Consider the following 15,443-nt stretch of genomic DNA (forward strand, 5'->3'; position numbering starts at 1 on the left):
GCGTCAGGAAGAGTGGGAGAAACCCTGCAGCACAGGGGTGGCCAGCTCGCTGGCCATGCAGATGCGATTGCGGCCGCGATGCTTGGCAGCATACAGCGCCATGTCAGCCTGCTGCAGGCTGTGGTTGACCGGATCGCCCGGCTGACAGGCCACGACACCGGCAGAAATGGTTTGCTGCCAGGAGGCCGGCAACGCTTCCCAGCGTGAACTGGCCAATTGCTGACGAATGGCATCCAGCACCGCGGCCAGTGCTGCCGCCGGCTGCTGCGGTGCCAGCACGACAAACTCCTCTCCCCCGTAACGGTACAGTTGCATCTCGCCCGGCAATAATTCGCACACTTTGTGGACCAACTGCTCCAGCACGGCATCGCCCGCCTGATGACCAAAGGTGTCATTGACCTGCTTGAAGTGGTCCAGATCCAGAATGGACAATGACCAGCCCTGGCCGTTTTCCTGACTCGCGGCCGCATACAGGTCCAGTTGGCGACGCAATGCCCGCTGATTGAAACAGCCGGTCAGTGCATCGCACTCCAGCAAGCGCTCGCCCTCGGCCAGTGCGTTTTGCAGTGCCAGACGATTCTGCTCCAGGCTTTCGCGCTTCATGCTGGCCTGCACATGCATCTCAACCAGCTTTTCCATCATGCTTTGATTGGCATGTTTGAGCTGCACCGTCTCGAACAGGGTCTGGCGGAAACCACGCACAAAACGCCATTGCGACAGCAGGTACAACAGCACTCCCAGCAAGGCCACCAGCTCCAGGCGCTGCCCGTCATTGAGCAAGGAAAACACCGGGAAGGCCCAGAACGCGGCAAAAAACAGCACATGAATATCCCGGCAGGCGGCCATCATGATGCACAGCAAGGCAAAAATGCCGGATACCCACAGCAGTAGCAGCATTTCGTAAGGCCGGTCCGGCTGGGTTGGCGCCATGAACCAAATGCAACTGCCCCACAACAGGCTGCTGGCCAGCAGGCAATCCCGGATGGCCGGGTAGTACTGGTACACCGCCAGCGGATGGGTATCGTGACGGCGAAACTTGCGTATTACCAGCATCAGCCGCCATTCCACCAGCCAGAACAGCGCCATCCAGCACAGCATGCGCCATAGCGAGGCGTGTTCGTAGGCGATCCAGGCCAGCACGGGTGTGCTGCACATGGCGGGGCCGATGGACTGGTAGGCCGCATCGACAAAATATCGGGTGAGGTCGGTCTCTTCACGCCAGTGCGGGCTTTCCTGCTGCAGATACGCCAGCCGCTTCATACGAGCCCCCTGACCAGTTGCCGGGCCAGTGCTTCGGTCAGCACCTGGTTGCGCCCGGCCCGCTTGGCGGCATACAACAAATCATCTGCCCGCTTGATCAGTTGCGGCAAATCCATCCCAGGCTGCCAGAGCATCAGCCCCATCGACACCGTTACCCCGCGCGCACCCAACAAGCCGGACCAATCATGCCGGGCGATGTCCTCCCGGATATTTTCCAGCCGCAACATGGCGGCTTCAAGGTTCATCCCCTCCAGCAGCAGCATGAATTCCTCACCGCCATAGCGGCCCAGGCTGTCGTTACAGCGCATTTGCGCGCCAACCAGGCGACAAACCTGGCGCAAGACTTCATCCCCCACCAGATGCCCGTAACCGTCATTGATGGATTTGAAATGATCCAGGTCCAGCATGGCCAAACAGAAGGCTTTGCCCGCTGCCGCCTCCACCAAGCGGTGCTCCGCCTGAATCATGATGGCGCGCCGGCTCAACACACCGGTCAGCGGGTCATGCGCCACCAGGGTTTCCACGCGTGCCAGCGCGATATCCAGTTCACGACCACGCTGTTCCAGCTGCTGGTTGTACTGGTCCAGCGTTTCCTGCTGGGCCGTCATGTCTTGCAACAAACGGTTATTCTCTTCGCGCGCCGCGTAGTTCTCACGCAAATAACGATGCAAGGGCCAGGTCATGGAGATCAGTACGACGGTAAACAACAGCACGGACAAACCAGCCAGGTGCAGCACCGGGGAATCAGCTATCCACAAGCGCGGTAGCACGGTCAGCAACATCAGGCCGAGCACCAGCAAGGGCAAGGAACGGATACCTGTCAGATAAGCAGCATAAGACGCAGCCACTGCTGCCAGCCACAGCATGACCACGATCAGGTAGAGCGGATCTCCATCCGGCACCAGCCACCAGACGGTACTGCCCCACCAGATGCCAGCCAGGGTGGTCATCAGGACAAAACCGTGAAACTGACGAGGTGCCAGCCCAGCGCCAGTGGCAGCGTTCAAGCAATGCCTGATGCATTGGAGATAGAGACACTGCCAGCAGATCAGCACACCCCACCAGAGCAAGATATTACGCAGGGGCGCATGCCAGGACATGGCGAGTGCCAGCAAAGCCCCGCCCACCATGGAATAAGGCAGTGCAGCGCGAAAGCGCTTGATGATGTGCAACTGGACTGCAGCATCCTCTCCGGATGGAGACGTGCTCAAATTGGCCTCCGCTGTCTGTGCGATCTGTTAATAAGATATAGCAGATCACATGAAAAACCCCGCTCAATGGCGGGGTTCAGACAACAGAGCGGATCGGCCATGCTGATCTGCGAGGCAGCTTACAGCTGGGCGGCGTTTTCAGCCAGGTAGGAAGCCACGCCTTCGGCGCTGGGCTTCATGCCCTTCTTGCCCTTGTTCCAGCCAGCCGGGCACACTTCACCGTGTTCTTCGGTGAATTGCAGCGCATCAACCATGCGGATCATTTCGTCCACATTGCGGCCCAGCGGCAGGTTGTTCACCACCTGATGCTGTACCACACCGGCCTTGTCGATCAGGAAGGAACCACGGAAGGCCACGCCACCGTCGGCTTCCACATCAAAGGCCTTGCACAGATCGTGCTGGATGTCGGCCACCAGGGTGTAGCCAACTTCGCCGATGCCACCCTTTTCCACCGGGGTGTTGCGCCATGCGGCGTGGGTGAACTGGCTGTCGATGGACACGCCGATCACTTCCACATTGCGGGCCTTGAATTCAGCCAGGCGGTGATCGAAAGCAATCAGCTCGGACGGGCAGACAAAGGTGAAGTCCAGCGGGTAGAAAAACACCACGGCGTATTTGCCGGCGGTAGCTTCCTGGAAGGAGTAGTTGTCAACAATCTGACCATCGCCCAGAACGGCGGAGAAGGTTTTTTCACCAGCGAAGAACGGTGCTTGCTTACCAACGAGTACGGCCATGCGGATCTCCTTGCGTTTTTGATGTAACAGCGTTTGCGATATCGGGCAATACGAAAACGCTGCGGAATGCGGGGGCTTTATAAAACAGCCGCGGGAACGGCTGCAAATTGTAAATCCATATCATGTCGATAAAGTTTCACAATGAGCCAGACTTGAATCTGCCACCTATGGTAGATGCGGGCGGCAGCCAATGGTTTCAAGCCTCGCTTTGCAAGCAGGGCCCGATCGGCAGCGATGCACCATAAAAAAACGGACACCGCAGTGTCCGTTTTTTGCCGACAACAAGCATCAGGCTCAGGCAGCCGGTTCGGCCTTCTGACGCAGACGCAGGTTGAGTTCGCGCAACTGCTTGTCGTCCACCGCGTTCGGCGCATTGGTCAGCAGACACTGGGCGCGCTGGGTCTTGGGGAAGGCAATCACGTCGCGGATGGACTCGGCACCAGCCATCAGCGTAACCAGACGGTCCAGACCAAAGGCCAGGCCACCATGCGGCGGCGCGCCAAACTTCAGGTTGTCCAGCAGGAAGCCAAACTTGTTCTGCTGCTCTTCCGGAGTGATCTTCAGCGCAGCGAATACCTTTTCCTGTACGTCGGCACGGTGGATACGCACCGAACCGCCACCGATTTCCCAGCCGTTCAGCACCATATCGTAGGCACGTGCCAGGCAAGCACCCGGATCGGTGTCCATCAGGTCTTCGTGGCCCGGTTTCGGGCTGGTGAACGGATGGTGGCAGGCAGTCCAGCGGTCGGCTTCTTCGTCGTGTTCGAACATCGGGAAGTCCACCACCCACAGCGGACGCCATTCGCGCACGAAGTAACCGTCCTTCTCGCCACGCTCGTGACCAATCTTGATACGCAGCGCGCCAATGGCTTCGTTCACTATCTTGGCCTTGTCGGCACCAAAGAAGATGATGTCGCCGTTGTCAGCACCGGTGCGCGCCATGATTTCTTCCAGCGCGGCCACGGACAGGAACTTGACGATGGGCGACTGCAGGCCGCTGGTTTCGTCGTTGGTGATCTTGCTCTTGTCGTTGACCTTGATGTAGGCCAGACCCTTGGCACCATAGATGCCGACAAACTGGGTGTATTCGTCGATTTCCTTGCGGGAAATGGCGGCACCGCCCGGTACACGCAGGGCCACCACACGGCCGTTCGGCAGATCAGCCGCGCCACGGAATACCTTGAATTCCTCGGTCTTCATCAGGTCGGTCAGCTCGGTGAACTTGAGCGACACGCGCAGGTCCGGCTTGTCCGAGCCGTAGTAGAACATGGCGTCGTTGTAAGTCATGCGCGGGAACTTGCCCAGCTCGACATTCATCACGTCGCGGAAGATTTCCTGCGCCATGTTTTCGGTAATGTCCATGATCTCGTCCTCGTTCAGGAACGAGGTTTCGATATCGATCTGGGTAAATTCGGGCTGACGGTCGGCACGCAGGTCTTCGTCACGGAAGCACTTGGTGATCTGGTAGTAGCGGTCAAAGCCGGCCACCATCAACAGTTGCTTGAACAACTGCGGCGATTGCGGCAGGGCAAAGAATTCGCCCGGATGCACGCGGGACGGCACCAGGTAGTCACGCGCACCTTCCGGCGTGGAGCGGGTCAGCATCGGGGTTTCGATGTCGATGAAGCCCTGCTTGTCCAGATGGTTACGCACGCCCATGGCCACGCGATAGCGCAGGCGCAGGTTTTTTTGCATCGGGGCGCGACGCAGGTCGATCACGCGGTTGAGCAGGCGCACGTTTTCCGAGATGTTCTCGTCGTCGATCTGGAAGGGCGGGGTGGCGGCGCTGTTGAGGATTTCGATTTCCTTGGCCAGGATTTCGATTTCGCCGGAAATCATCTTGCTGTTGGCAGTGCCGGCCGGACGCTCGCGCACGATGCCGGTGATGGCCAGCACGTACTCGTTGCGAGAGGAGTCCGCAAGACGGAAGGCTTCCGGGGTGTCCGGGTCAATCACCACCTGCACCAGACCTTCACGGTCGCGCAGGTCGATGAAGATCACGCCACCGTGGTCGCGGCGACGGTGCGCCCAGCCTTTCACGGTGACGGTCTGGCCGAGGTATTTCTTGTCAATAAGTCCGCAGTAATCGGTACGCATCGGATAACCCTTGTATTGGATTCTGTATCTTTAAATCTGAATAAACGGGCGTCTGCCAGGCGGGGCCGGCAGACGGCCTAAGCCTGTTGATTCTTGTCGCCGCACAGGGTATCTGCTGCCGGTGCGGGAACAACCACGCCCATGGAAATCACGTATTTGAGGGCATCGTCCACGCTCATGGCCAATTCGCGCGTGTCGCGCTTGGGCACCATGATGAAGTAGCCGGAGGTCGGGTTTGGTGTGGTGGGCACATACACGCTGACATGCTCTTCATCACCCATTTGCGCCACCACCTGCGGTGCCGGCGAACCGGTCTGGAAGGCCACAGTCCAACTATCCTGATGCGGCCAGCGCACCAGCAGGGCTTTTTTGAAAGCCTGGCCGGAATCCGACAACAGCGTATCGCTCACCTGCTTGACGCTGCTGTAGATGGATTTGACAAAGGGTGTGCGCGACATCAGGCCATGCCAGAAATCCACCAGTCTTTGCCCCAGCACATTGGCCGCCAGCATGCCGGTACCCAGCAGCATCAGGAAGGCAAACACCACGCCCAGGCCCGGGATGCTGAAACCGAACAGTTGCTCAGGCTGCCACTCGTGCGGCAGCAGCCTGAGCGTCTGATCCAGTGAGCCGATGATGAGGCTCAACACCCACAGGGTGATACCCAGCGGCAGCCAGATCAGCAGGCCGGCCACCAGATAGCCCCGTACGGTCATCTTGATTTGTGTCATGGGGGTTTAAGCGCACCCGCCGCCGCAAGAGCCGTTACCGCAGCTGTGGCCGCCGCCGGAACTGCCGTTCTTGAAGTCGGTTTCGTACCAGCCAGAACCCTTCAGCTGGAAACCGGCAGCAGACAGCTGCTTGTGGTAGTCATGGCTGCCACAAGCCGGACATTGGGCGATCGGGTCATCGCTCATTTTCTGCAAATGTTCCTTGGCTGCGCCACAGGCGGTGCAGCGGTATTCGTAGATCGGCATATTCCTTGCTCCAACCACTATGTAAATGGCATAAATGGCGTATTTTTGCTACAGTGCACAATACGCTTTTACTGCAGTGCACAATAAATGTGTCACGCTGACCTATGATGCAAAATGCGGTCGGGACAGGCCAAATGCAAGTAGCCCGCCCGCAAACTTATCATTATATCCGACTGACGCCGCAATACAAAAATGCTGTTTTTCACGCACTGGCAATATCGCGCTGTCACGATGCATCAAACCACTTTCTACCGGGTAGACCCAAGAGGATTCCATGGACAGCATTCGTAACATCATCAACGGAAAAAAAGGCCTGATCGTCGGCATCGCCAATGAAAACAGCATCGCCTACGGCTGCGCCAGCGTGCTGCGTGAACTGGGGGCCGAAGTGGCCGTCACCTACCTGAACAACAAGGCAGAGAAATATGTCCGCCCGCTGGCCGAAAAACTGGAAGCACCACTGGTGATGCCGCTGGACGTGGAGCAACCGGGCCAGATGCAGCAGGTGTTCTCCGATATCGAACAACACTGGGGCAAACTGGACTTTGTCATCCACTCCATCGCTTTCTGCCCGATGGAAGACCTGCATGGCCGCGTCGTCGATTGCTCGCGTGACGGCTTCCAGCAAGCCATGCATGTATCGTGCTACTCCTTTGTGGAAATGGCCCGCCACGCCGAGCCGCTGATGAAGGATGGCGGTTCGCTGATCACCATGAGCTACTATGGTGCCGACAAGGTAGTGGAAAACTACAACATGATGGGTCCAGTAAAGGCGGCGCTGGAAAGCGTGTCGCGCTATATGGCCAGCGAACTCGGTCCCAAGGGCATCCGCGTGCATGCCGTGTCGCCCGGTCCGCTCAAGACCCGCGCTGCCTCCGGCATCGCCCATTTCGACCAGTTGATCGACGACGCCATCGCCCGTGCGCCGCAAAACAAGCTGGTGGATATCGAAGATGTGGGCATGACCTGCGCCTTCCTGATTTCCAATGCCGCCCGCAGCCTCACCGGCCAGACCATCTATGTGGATGGTGGCCATCACATCATGGCCTGATAGCACGGCGGCCAGCGCCAGCGCTGGCCTGCCCTCCCCCATCCAGCACGCGACCGGAGACCATCCATGACCCGCGACGACAAAGCATTTGACGACATCCTGCAACAAGCCACTGCCCAGGGGCCGCTTCCCATGGCCGTTGCCCATCCCTGCAGCCGCGAAGCACTGCTGGGCGCGGTGGAGGCTGCCGAGCACGGCATTGCCACCCCTATCCTGATCGGGCCGCGCAGCAAGCTGGGCAAGCTGGCCGAAGAACTGGACGTGGACATCAGCCGCTTCGAGCTGATCGACACCCCGCACAGTCACGCCTCGGCAGAACAGGCGGTCAAGCTGGTGCGCGACGGCTACGCCGACATCCTGATGAAGGGCAGCCTGCATACCGACGAATTCATGAGTGAGGTGTTGGCGCGCAATACCGGCATCCGCACCGACCGCCGCATCAGTCATGTATTCATCATGAAGGTGGAAAGCTATCCGCGTTATCTGTTCATCACCGATGCCGCCATCAGCATCGAGCCCGACCTGATGACCAAGCGCGATATCTGCCAGAACGCCATCGACCTCACCCACGCGCTGGGCATTGCCTGCCCCAAGGTGGCCATTCTGGCGGCAGTGGAAACCATCAATCCGGCCATGCGCGCCACGCTGGATGCCGCCGCGCTGTGCAAGATGGCTGATCGCGGTCAGATCAAGGGCGCACTGCTGGATGGCCCACTGGCCTTTGACAATGCCATCTCGCACGAAGCTGCCGATACCAAGGGCATTGTGTCCGCGGTGGCGGGCGACCCGGACATCCTGCTGGTGCCGGACCTGGAGTCCGGCAATATGCTGGCCAAGCAACTGACCTATCTGGCCGCGGCCGCCTCTGCCGGCATCGTGATGGGCGCCCGCGTGCCCATTGTGCTGACCAGCCGCGCCGAGGACGCCACCGGCCGCCTGGCCTCCGCTGCCGTCGCCAATGTCCTGGCCCACCGCCGTCGTGGAGCCAGCCAGTGATCAAGGCCCTGATTGCCGTCAATGCCGGCTCCTCCACCCTGAAGTTCCGCGCCTATGCCATGGCGGGCGATGCGCTGCTGATGCGCGGCCTGATCGACCATTTCGGCCAGAAGCACACCAGCCTCAGCCTGCACGATACCCTGCATCAGCAACTGGAAGAGCGCGAACTGGGCGATGACAGCCGTGAAGCTGCCGTGGCGGCCATGATCAACACCCTGGCCGATCACGGCATTGCCGTCACCGCCGTAGTACACCGCGTGGTGCATGGCGGTAGCCGCTTTCATGCCGTTACCCGACTGGATGACAGCATCTGCCAGGCCCTGGAGGCATACATTCCACTGGCGCCGCTGCACCAGCCGGTCAGCCTGCAGGTGATCCAAGCCTTCCAGACGGTGGATGCCAGCCTGCCGCAGCTCGCCTGCTTTGACACCGCCTTCCATGCCAGCCAGCCGGAAGTGGCCACCCGCTTTGGCATTGCCCGCCACTGGCATGAGGAAGGTGTGCGCCGTTACGGCTTTCACGGCCTATCCTATGCCTCCATCAGCCGCCGGCTGGCCGGGCTGGAGCTGGCACAAGCCAAGGTGGTGGTGTGCCATCTGGGCAGTGGCAGCAGCGCCTGCGCCATCCAGCAAGGACAAAGCGTGGCCTCCAGCATGGGCTTTTCTGCGGTGGACGGGCTGATGATGGGCACCCGCCCCGGCTATCTGGACCCGGAAGTGGTGCTGTACTGGATGGAACATGAAGGCATGGGCGTAGGCGAGGTGCGGCGTGAGCTGTACAAGAACTCGGGCCTGCTGGGTGTGTCAGGCGGGGTGTCCGCCGATATGCGCGAGCTGCTGGCAAGCCCCCTGCCCGCCGCGCGCGAGGCGGTGGAGCTGTTCTGCTACCGCATCGTGCGCGAGATTGCCTCGCTGGCCGGTGCCATGAAGGGCGTGGACGCCATCATCTTTACCGCCGGCATTGGCGAACATTCGGCCGAAGTGCGTGGCCGGGTACTGAGCCAACTGGGCTGGCTGGGCTTTGCTGTCGACCATGCGGCCAACCTGGCGCATGCCCGGCAACTGACCACGGCAGACAGCCAGCGCCACGCTTATGTGCTGGACACCGACGAAGAAGGCGAAATGGCCAGGCAGGCGTTCACGCTGCTAGGCTAGAAGGCCACGCGGCGGCGTGGCAAATTCACCACATCGCCCCTTGCCACGTCAGGCTGCAGACAAACAAAAAGCCCCGCAACGGCGGGGCTTTTCTGCGTATCTGTCAGCACTGAGCTGAAATCAGGCCATGGCCTTGATCTGAGCAGACAGACGGCTCTTATGACGAGCAGCCTTGTTCTTGTGGAACACGCCCTTGTCAGCGATACGATCGATAACCTTGGTCGAAGCGTGGAACACAACCTTGGCCGCAGCCTTGTCACCACCTTCAATTGCCTTAAGCACTTTCTTTACTGCAGTACGGAACGCAGTACGCAGGCTGGCGTTGTGCGCGCGCTGCTTAAGGGCTGTGCGTGCACGCTTGCGAGCTTGTGCGCTGTTAGCCATGAATCTTTCTCCTGATGAGCGGAATCTGAAACCCGCGATTCTAAGCCTTAACAGCAGGTTTTGCAACAATAAACCCGCCAGCGTAAACTAGCCGGCTTGCTCAACCCTCCCACCCATCATCAATGAACCTGCTCAAGGCGCTGGCTGCAGTCAGCAGCATGACCATGGTATCGCGCATTCTCGGTCTGGTGCGCGACACGCTTATCGCCCGCGTATTTGGTGCCGGCATGTCGGCAGATGCCTTCAATGCTGCCTTCAAGATTCCCAATATGTTGCGCCGCCTGTTTGCCGAGGGCGCGTTCTCGCAAGCCTTCGTTCCCATCCTGGGCGAATACAAGAACCAGAAAACCGAAGAGGAAACCCGCGAATTCGTGGCCAAGGTAACCGGCGTGCTAGGTTCGGTGCTGTTGCTGGTCACGGCCATCGGCATGCTGGCCGCCCCGGCCATCATGTGGATTTCCGCGCCCGGCTTTTATCGCGAACCGGCCAAGGCCGCGCTGTTTGCCGACATCCTGCGCGTATCCTTTCCTTATATCTTTTTCATTTCGCTGTCCTCGATGACCGGCAGCATTCTCAATAGCTGGGGCAAGTTCTCGATTCCGGCCTTCACCCCCACCTTTCTCAACCTCAGCTTTATCGTATTTGCGCTGTGCTTCACCCACAGCTTTCACCCGCCCATCATGGCCATGGCCTGGGCGGTGTTTGTTGGCGGGCTGATCCAGCTGGTTTGGCAACTGCCCTTCCTCAAGCAGATCGGCATGCTCACCATGCCCATCTTCGACTTCAAGGATGCCGCGGTATGGCGGGTGATCCGCCAGATGGGCCCGGCCATTTTCGGTGTGTCGGTGGCGCAGATTTCCTTGCTGATCAACTCCACCTTTGCGTCTTTCCTGCCCACCGGCAGCGTGTCGTGGATGTATTACGCCGACCGACTGATGGAATTCCCCTCCGGCGTGCTGGGTGTGGCGCTGGGGACCATCCTGCTGCCTTCGCTGTCCAAGCACGCAGCCAGCAAGTCCGATAGCGAATTCAGTGTATTGCTGGACTGGGGCATCCGTCTGTCCTTGCTGCTGGCGGTACCGGCCACCGTGGGGCTGGGCCTGTTGTCCGGCCCCTTGCTGTCCACCCTGTTCATGTATGGCCGCTTTACCGCCCACGATGCGCTGATGTCGCAGCAGGCGGTGATTGCCTACTCCTTCGGCCTCTTGGGGCTGATTCTGGTCAAGGTGCTGGCGCCGGGCTTTTATGCGCGGCAAGACATCAAGACGCCGGTGCGCATTGCGCTGATCACCCTGTGCTGCACCCAGTTGATGAACCTGGCCTTTGTCTTCCCGCTCAAGCATGCCGGGCTGGCGCTGTCGATCGGCCTGGCTTCCTGCCTGAATGCCGGTCTGCTGCTATCCACCCTGCTCAAACGCAAGATTTACCAGCCGCAAGCGGGTTGGAGCAGCTTCCTTGGCAAGATGGTACTGGCCATCCTGGCCATGGCTGCGGTATTGCTGCTGCTGCAAGCTGTACTGCCCATCCACTGGGACGGCCACGCCTGGCAACGGGTGCTCTGGCTGACGCTGCTGGTGGCGGCCGGGGCCATCACTTATTTCGCCATGCTGTTTGCGCTGGGCTTCCGGCCGCGTCAATTCATGCGCAAGGAGCACTAAGACGTGTTCGCGTCATCAGCGCTGCCACCGGGCGACCGGCAAGCTGCCACCGTGCTGTTGGTGTGCTGCCTGAGCCTGACCTTGCTGTACTACCCGGCCAGCAGCCACTGGCTGCTGGACTGGCTGCGCAACACGCAGCCCGCCTGGGCCACGGTCTTCCAGCGCCTGGTCGTACACAACCCGGACACCCAGCTCTACCGCGCGGTGTTTTGGTCGCTGGCCAGCGTAACCAGCTACTGCTTGCTGCCGCTGCTGCACATCAAGCTGGTGCTGCGCCGCCCGCTGCGCGATTTTGGCCTGGCCCTGCCCAGTTGGCGTTTGCTGCGCACGGATGGCAAGCTGTTTCTGCTATTTTACGCCATCATGCTGCCACTGCTGTGGTGGGCGTCGGCACAGCCCGGTTTCTTGCAGATCTACCCCTTCTTCCGCCTTGGCCCACAAGAAAGCCTGTGGCCGCACTGGGCCTGGTGGGAGCTGTTATACTTCGCCCAATTTGCCGCGCTGGAGTTCTTCTTTCGCGGTTACATGCTGCACGGCCTCAAAGCACGCTTTGGTGTATCCGCCATCTTCGTGATGCTGCTGCCGTACTGCATGATCCATTTTGAAAAACCAGTGCTGGAAAGCCTGGCCGCCATCATCGCCGGCATCGCACTGGGTGCGCTGAGTTATCGTTATCGCTCGATCTGGCTGGGCATCGCCCTGCATTGCAGCGTGGCCCTCACCATGGACCTGATGGCGCTGTGGCGCAAAGGCCTGTTGCTCTGAGCGGCAAACGCCGCGGCTGGCTCGCTTTTTTCACGGAATCCCTCTCATGACCACTCCGCACCTGACTCCCGATCTCTCCCCGCTGGGCAAAACCGTCAGCTACCAGGACCAGTACGACGCCAGCCTGCTGTTTCCCATTGCGCGCAAGATGAAGCGCGATGAAATTGGCGTGGACCAACAGGCCCTGCCCTTTGCCGGCGTGGATATCTGGACCGGTTTCGAGCTGTCCTGGCTGAATGCGCGCGGCAAACCCCAAGTGGGCATTGCCACCTTCCGCATTCCGGCTGACAGCCCCAACCTGATCGAATCCAAGTCGTTCAAGCTCTACCTGAACAGCTATAACCAGACCCGCATCGCCAGCCTGGAGGAATTGCAGGCCCAGTTGGCGCTGGACCTGTCCAATGCTGCTGGTGCTGCAGTCACAGTCAGCGTACTGCTGCCACAGGACTTTGCCGCAGAGCGTATTGCCGAGCTGGACGGCGACTACATCGACGAGCAGGACATCGCCGTGGACAACTACGCGCCCTGCCCGGACATCCTGCGTGCCGATACCGGCAATATCGTCAGCGAAACCCTGTGCAGCAATCTGCTGAAGTCCAACTGCCTGGTGACCGGCCAGCCGGACTGGGGCAGCGTGCAAATCCGCTACACCGGCCCGCAACTGGACCGCGAAGCGCTGCTGCGCTACCTGATCGGCTTCCGTCAGCACAATGAATTCCACGAGCAATGCGTGGAGCGCATCTTCACCGACATCCTGCGCGCCTGCGCACCGCAGCAACTGACGGTGTACGCCCGCTACACCCGCCGCGGTGGTCTGGACATCAACCCCTGGCGCAGCAATGCCGAACAGGCACCGCTGGATAACACCCGCACGGCACGGCAGTGAACCGTAGCACCTTGCATCACGCATTGACATTGGCATAAAGTGATCGTTTAGAACGAAAACAGTCTCCGATGCGCTTGCAAGGAAAAATCACGCGATGGGATGATCAACGCGGCTTTGGCTTCGTCACGCAAAATGGTGATGACAAGGCCGTGTTTGTTCACATCAGCGCATTTGAGGACAATCAGCGCCGTCCACTGCAAGGCGATATCGTCAGTTATGAGCTCAGTGCAGATCAACAGCACAGGCAGCGAGCTGACAAAGTACGCTTTGTTTCGCCAACCAGCTCACGCAGCCATTCCTTCCGACCCAACAGGCCGCCCCGTCGGCTACGCGGCATCATGCAGGGAATACTATTGATCGGATTATTGGTATTTTCTGCCTTGTCATGGCGCACGACACCCCATCCAACAGCAGGCGACAGCCCGCAAATAGCCATCCCGACTTCGACAACCCAAGGCTTCCAGTGCAGTGGCAAGCGCTCGTGCTCGCAAATGACCTCCTGTGAAGAAGCCATGTTCTATCTCAAGCACTGCCCTGGGGTAGAAATTGATGGTGATCACGATGGGATTCCTTGCGAGCAACAACTATGCGGACACTGAACGTAAAAAAAGCCTGACTACCGTCAGGCTTTTTCATACCGCACCACACTCAAAACGGTGTCGGCGCGTCGAATTCCATTTCTTCCTGCGTCACCGGGTGACGCAACACCAGCCGCGACGCATGCAGCAGCAGACGGTCGGCCTTGGCCAGCACCTCCGGCGGCGCGTAGATGTCATCGCCCAGAATCGGGTGGCCGCTTTCCAGATGCAGCATGTGCATGCGCAACTGGTGGGCACGCCCGGTTTGCGGATCCAGCTCCATGCGCGAGGTCTGACGCGTGGTATCACGCGACACCACGCGGTAATGGGTGATGGCCTGTTTGCCTTCCACATGGTCTATTTTCTGGCGCGGGCGATTGGGCCAGTCGATGATCAGCGGCAGATCGATGGTGCCGCTATTGCTTTGGACGATGCCATCCACCACCGCGATATAGCGCTTCTTGACCTTGCGCTCCATGAAGGCAATGGACAGCGCGCGCTGCATGGCCGCGCCACGGCCAAAGATCACCAGGCCCGAGGTGGCCATGTCCAGCCGGTGTACGGTCAGCGCATCCGGATACACTTTTTGCACCCGGCTGATCAGGCAGTCGTCCTTGCCCTCGCCACGGCCCGGCACCGACAGCAGGCCGGAGGGCTTGTCCACCACCAGCAGGCAGTCATCCACGTAAATGACCGCAAGACCGGTATCCGGCGGCGGGGTGTAGTTTTCCAGATTATGGGCTTGGCTCATGGCGGCAACAGGGGAACAGAATAAATAAAGAGCGGCGATTATCTTACCCCCGGCGCGGCTTCACAAGCTGTCACCCTGCATTTGCCGGGGAATTGCCACTTGAAATGGCAGTGCAACGCCATCACCCTGTCATGATCAGATCATTCCCCATGCAAGGAGCTGTCATGCCGGAGCGTTTTTACCTCGACCCTTACCAAACCACCCTGCAAACCACGGTCATCCGTCATGACGATGCCGGCCTGGTACTGGCAGACACCCTGTGTTACCCGCTGGGCGGCGGCCAGCCCGGTGACACCGCCACGCTGACCCTGGCCGACGGCAGCACGCTGGCCATCAGCGACACCCGCCGCAACCGCGAAACCCGCGAGATCCTGCACATCACCGCTGCCGATGCCCCGCGACTGACCGCAGGCAGCGCCGTCACCCTGACGCTCGACTGGGTGCGCCGTCATCGTCACATGCGGGTGCATACCGGCCTGCATCTGCTGTCGGTGGTGATCAAGGCCGGGGTGACCGGCGGCAATCTGACCGCAGAAGGCGGTCGACTGGATTTTGATTTGCCGGAAGGCATGGAGCTGGACAAGGACGAGATCGAGGCCGGCCTGAATGCGCTGGTGGCACAGGACCTGGCGGTGAGCATCCAGATGACCAGCGGCGAAGCGCTGAAAGCCCGTCCGGAGCTGATCAAGACCATGTCGGTCACCCCGCCGCTGGAGCTGCCGGAAATCCGCCTGATCGAAATCGACGGCGTCGACCTGCAACCCTGTGGCGGCACCCATGTGCGCCGCACCGGAGAAATCGGCCGCCTGCTGGTGAAAAAGATTGAAAGCAAGGGCGCGCGCAACAAGCGGGTGGTGGTGACGCTGGCCGACTGAGGCCTGTTTGCCATCCAGCACAAAGGGGACCCGCAGGTCCCCTTTTGCATTGCCCATCAACGCCAC

16 protein-coding genes are annotated in these 15,443 nt (G+C 60.0%); 8 read left to right on the forward strand and 8 right to left on the reverse strand.

Annotated features, from left to right (window positions below; translation table 11 throughout):
• Positions 1-3: 3 nt before the first annotated feature.
• The 6 genes from DLM_RS15980 to DLM_RS16005 all read right to left on the reverse strand — a co-directional run bounded on the left by DLM_RS15980 (position 4) and on the right by DLM_RS16005 (position 6,279).
• A complete protein-coding gene (locus DLM_RS15980; RefSeq protein WP_089085514.1) occupies positions 4-1,260 on the reverse strand; it encodes a GGDEF domain-containing protein in 1,257 nt (418 codons plus the stop codon).
• Positions 1,257-2,471, reverse strand: coding sequence for a GGDEF domain-containing protein (locus tag DLM_RS15985; protein WP_145985871.1), 1,215 nt, complete (start codon positions 2,469-2,471; stop codon positions 1,257-1,259). Before DLM_RS15985 ends, DLM_RS15980 begins: the two co-directional genes overlap by 4 nt.
• 119 nt (positions 2,472-2,590) lie before the next feature.
• Positions 2,591-3,205, reverse strand: coding sequence for a peroxiredoxin (locus DLM_RS15990; RefSeq protein WP_045847234.1), 615 nt, complete (start codon positions 3,203-3,205; stop codon positions 2,591-2,593).
• Between the two features lie 294 nt (positions 3,206-3,499).
• The gene (gene aspS / locus DLM_RS15995) at positions 3,500-5,302 is read right to left on the reverse strand and encodes an aspartate--tRNA ligase (protein ID WP_089085512.1); all 1,803 of its coding nucleotides are present in this window, start codon (positions 5,300-5,302) and stop codon (positions 3,500-3,502) included.
• A gap of 77 nt (positions 5,303-5,379) precedes the next feature.
• Positions 5,380-6,033 (reverse strand): DUF502 domain-containing protein, encoded by a 654-nt coding sequence (locus tag DLM_RS16000; RefSeq protein WP_089085511.1) that lies wholly within the window; start codon positions 6,031-6,033, stop codon positions 5,380-5,382.
• Between the two features lie 6 nt (positions 6,034-6,039).
• A complete protein-coding gene (locus DLM_RS16005) occupies positions 6,040-6,279 on the reverse strand; it encodes an FmdB family zinc ribbon protein (protein WP_089085510.1) in 240 nt (79 codons plus the stop codon).
• Between the two features lie 274 nt (positions 6,280-6,553).
• Between DLM_RS16005 and fabI the strand changes: the two genes are divergently transcribed.
• The 3 genes from fabI (at position 6,554) to DLM_RS16020 (ending at position 9,480) form a co-directional block, all read left to right on the forward strand.
• Positions 6,554-7,330, forward strand: coding sequence for an enoyl-ACP reductase FabI (fabI, locus tag DLM_RS16010; protein ID WP_089085509.1), 777 nt, complete (start codon positions 6,554-6,556; stop codon positions 7,328-7,330).
• Between the two features lie 66 nt (positions 7,331-7,396).
• Positions 7,397-8,326, forward strand: a complete 930-nt coding sequence (locus tag DLM_RS16015) for a phosphate acetyltransferase (RefSeq protein ID WP_089085508.1) — start codon at positions 7,397-7,399, stop codon at positions 8,324-8,326.
• Complete coding sequence (locus DLM_RS16020) at positions 8,323-9,480, forward strand: acetate/propionate family kinase (RefSeq protein ID WP_089085507.1); 1,158 nt, start codon at positions 8,323-8,325, stop codon at positions 9,478-9,480. The genes DLM_RS16015 and DLM_RS16020 overlap by 4 nt, the downstream gene beginning before the upstream one ends.
• Before the next feature lie 120 nt (positions 9,481-9,600).
• On the opposite strand, the gene rpsT is transcribed toward DLM_RS16020, so the two are convergent.
• Positions 9,601-9,864 carry a 30S ribosomal protein S20 gene (gene rpsT, locus DLM_RS16025; protein WP_045847229.1) on the reverse strand — a complete coding sequence of 88 codons (264 nt, stop codon included), beginning with the start codon at positions 9,862-9,864 and terminating at the stop codon, positions 9,601-9,603.
• A 122-nt stretch (positions 9,865-9,986) separates the two neighbouring features.
• On the opposite strand from rpsT, the gene murJ reads away from it, so the two are divergent.
• From murJ to DLM_RS16045, 4 genes are all read left to right on the forward strand, one after another.
• Positions 9,987-11,522 (forward strand): murein biosynthesis integral membrane protein MurJ, encoded by a 1,536-nt coding sequence (gene murJ / locus DLM_RS16030; RefSeq protein ID WP_089085506.1) that lies wholly within the window; start codon positions 9,987-9,989, stop codon positions 11,520-11,522.
• A gap of 3 nt (positions 11,523-11,525) precedes the next feature.
• Positions 11,526-12,287, forward strand: a complete 762-nt coding sequence (locus tag DLM_RS16035) for a CPBP family intramembrane glutamic endopeptidase (protein WP_089085505.1) — start codon at positions 11,526-11,528, stop codon at positions 12,285-12,287.
• Positions 12,288-12,333: 46 nt separating this feature from the next.
• Positions 12,334-13,173, forward strand: a complete 840-nt coding sequence (gene queF / locus DLM_RS16040) for an NADPH-dependent 7-cyano-7-deazaguanine reductase QueF (protein ID WP_089085504.1) — start codon at positions 12,334-12,336, stop codon at positions 13,171-13,173.
• Between the two features lie 68 nt (positions 13,174-13,241).
• Complete coding sequence (locus tag DLM_RS16045; protein ID WP_089085503.1) at positions 13,242-13,772, forward strand: cold shock domain-containing protein; 531 nt, start codon at positions 13,242-13,244, stop codon at positions 13,770-13,772.
• 49 nt (positions 13,773-13,821) lie between these two features.
• On the opposite strand, the gene DLM_RS16050 is transcribed toward DLM_RS16045, so the two are convergent.
• Positions 13,822-14,502 (reverse strand): pseudouridine synthase, encoded by a 681-nt coding sequence (locus tag DLM_RS16050; protein ID WP_089085502.1) that lies wholly within the window; start codon positions 14,500-14,502, stop codon positions 13,822-13,824.
• A gap of 164 nt (positions 14,503-14,666) precedes the next feature.
• Here DLM_RS16050 and DLM_RS16055 point away from each other — a divergent pair, with 164 nt between their 5' ends.
• On the forward strand, positions 14,667-15,377 hold the full coding sequence (locus tag DLM_RS16055) for an alanyl-tRNA editing protein (protein WP_089085501.1): 711 nt from the start codon (positions 14,667-14,669) through the stop codon (positions 15,375-15,377).
• Positions 15,378-15,443: the final 66 nt, after the last annotated feature.

This window comes from Aquitalea magnusonii (assembly GCF_002217795.2).
Classification (GTDB): domain Bacteria; phylum Pseudomonadota; class Gammaproteobacteria; order Burkholderiales; family Chromobacteriaceae; genus Aquitalea; species Aquitalea magnusonii_B.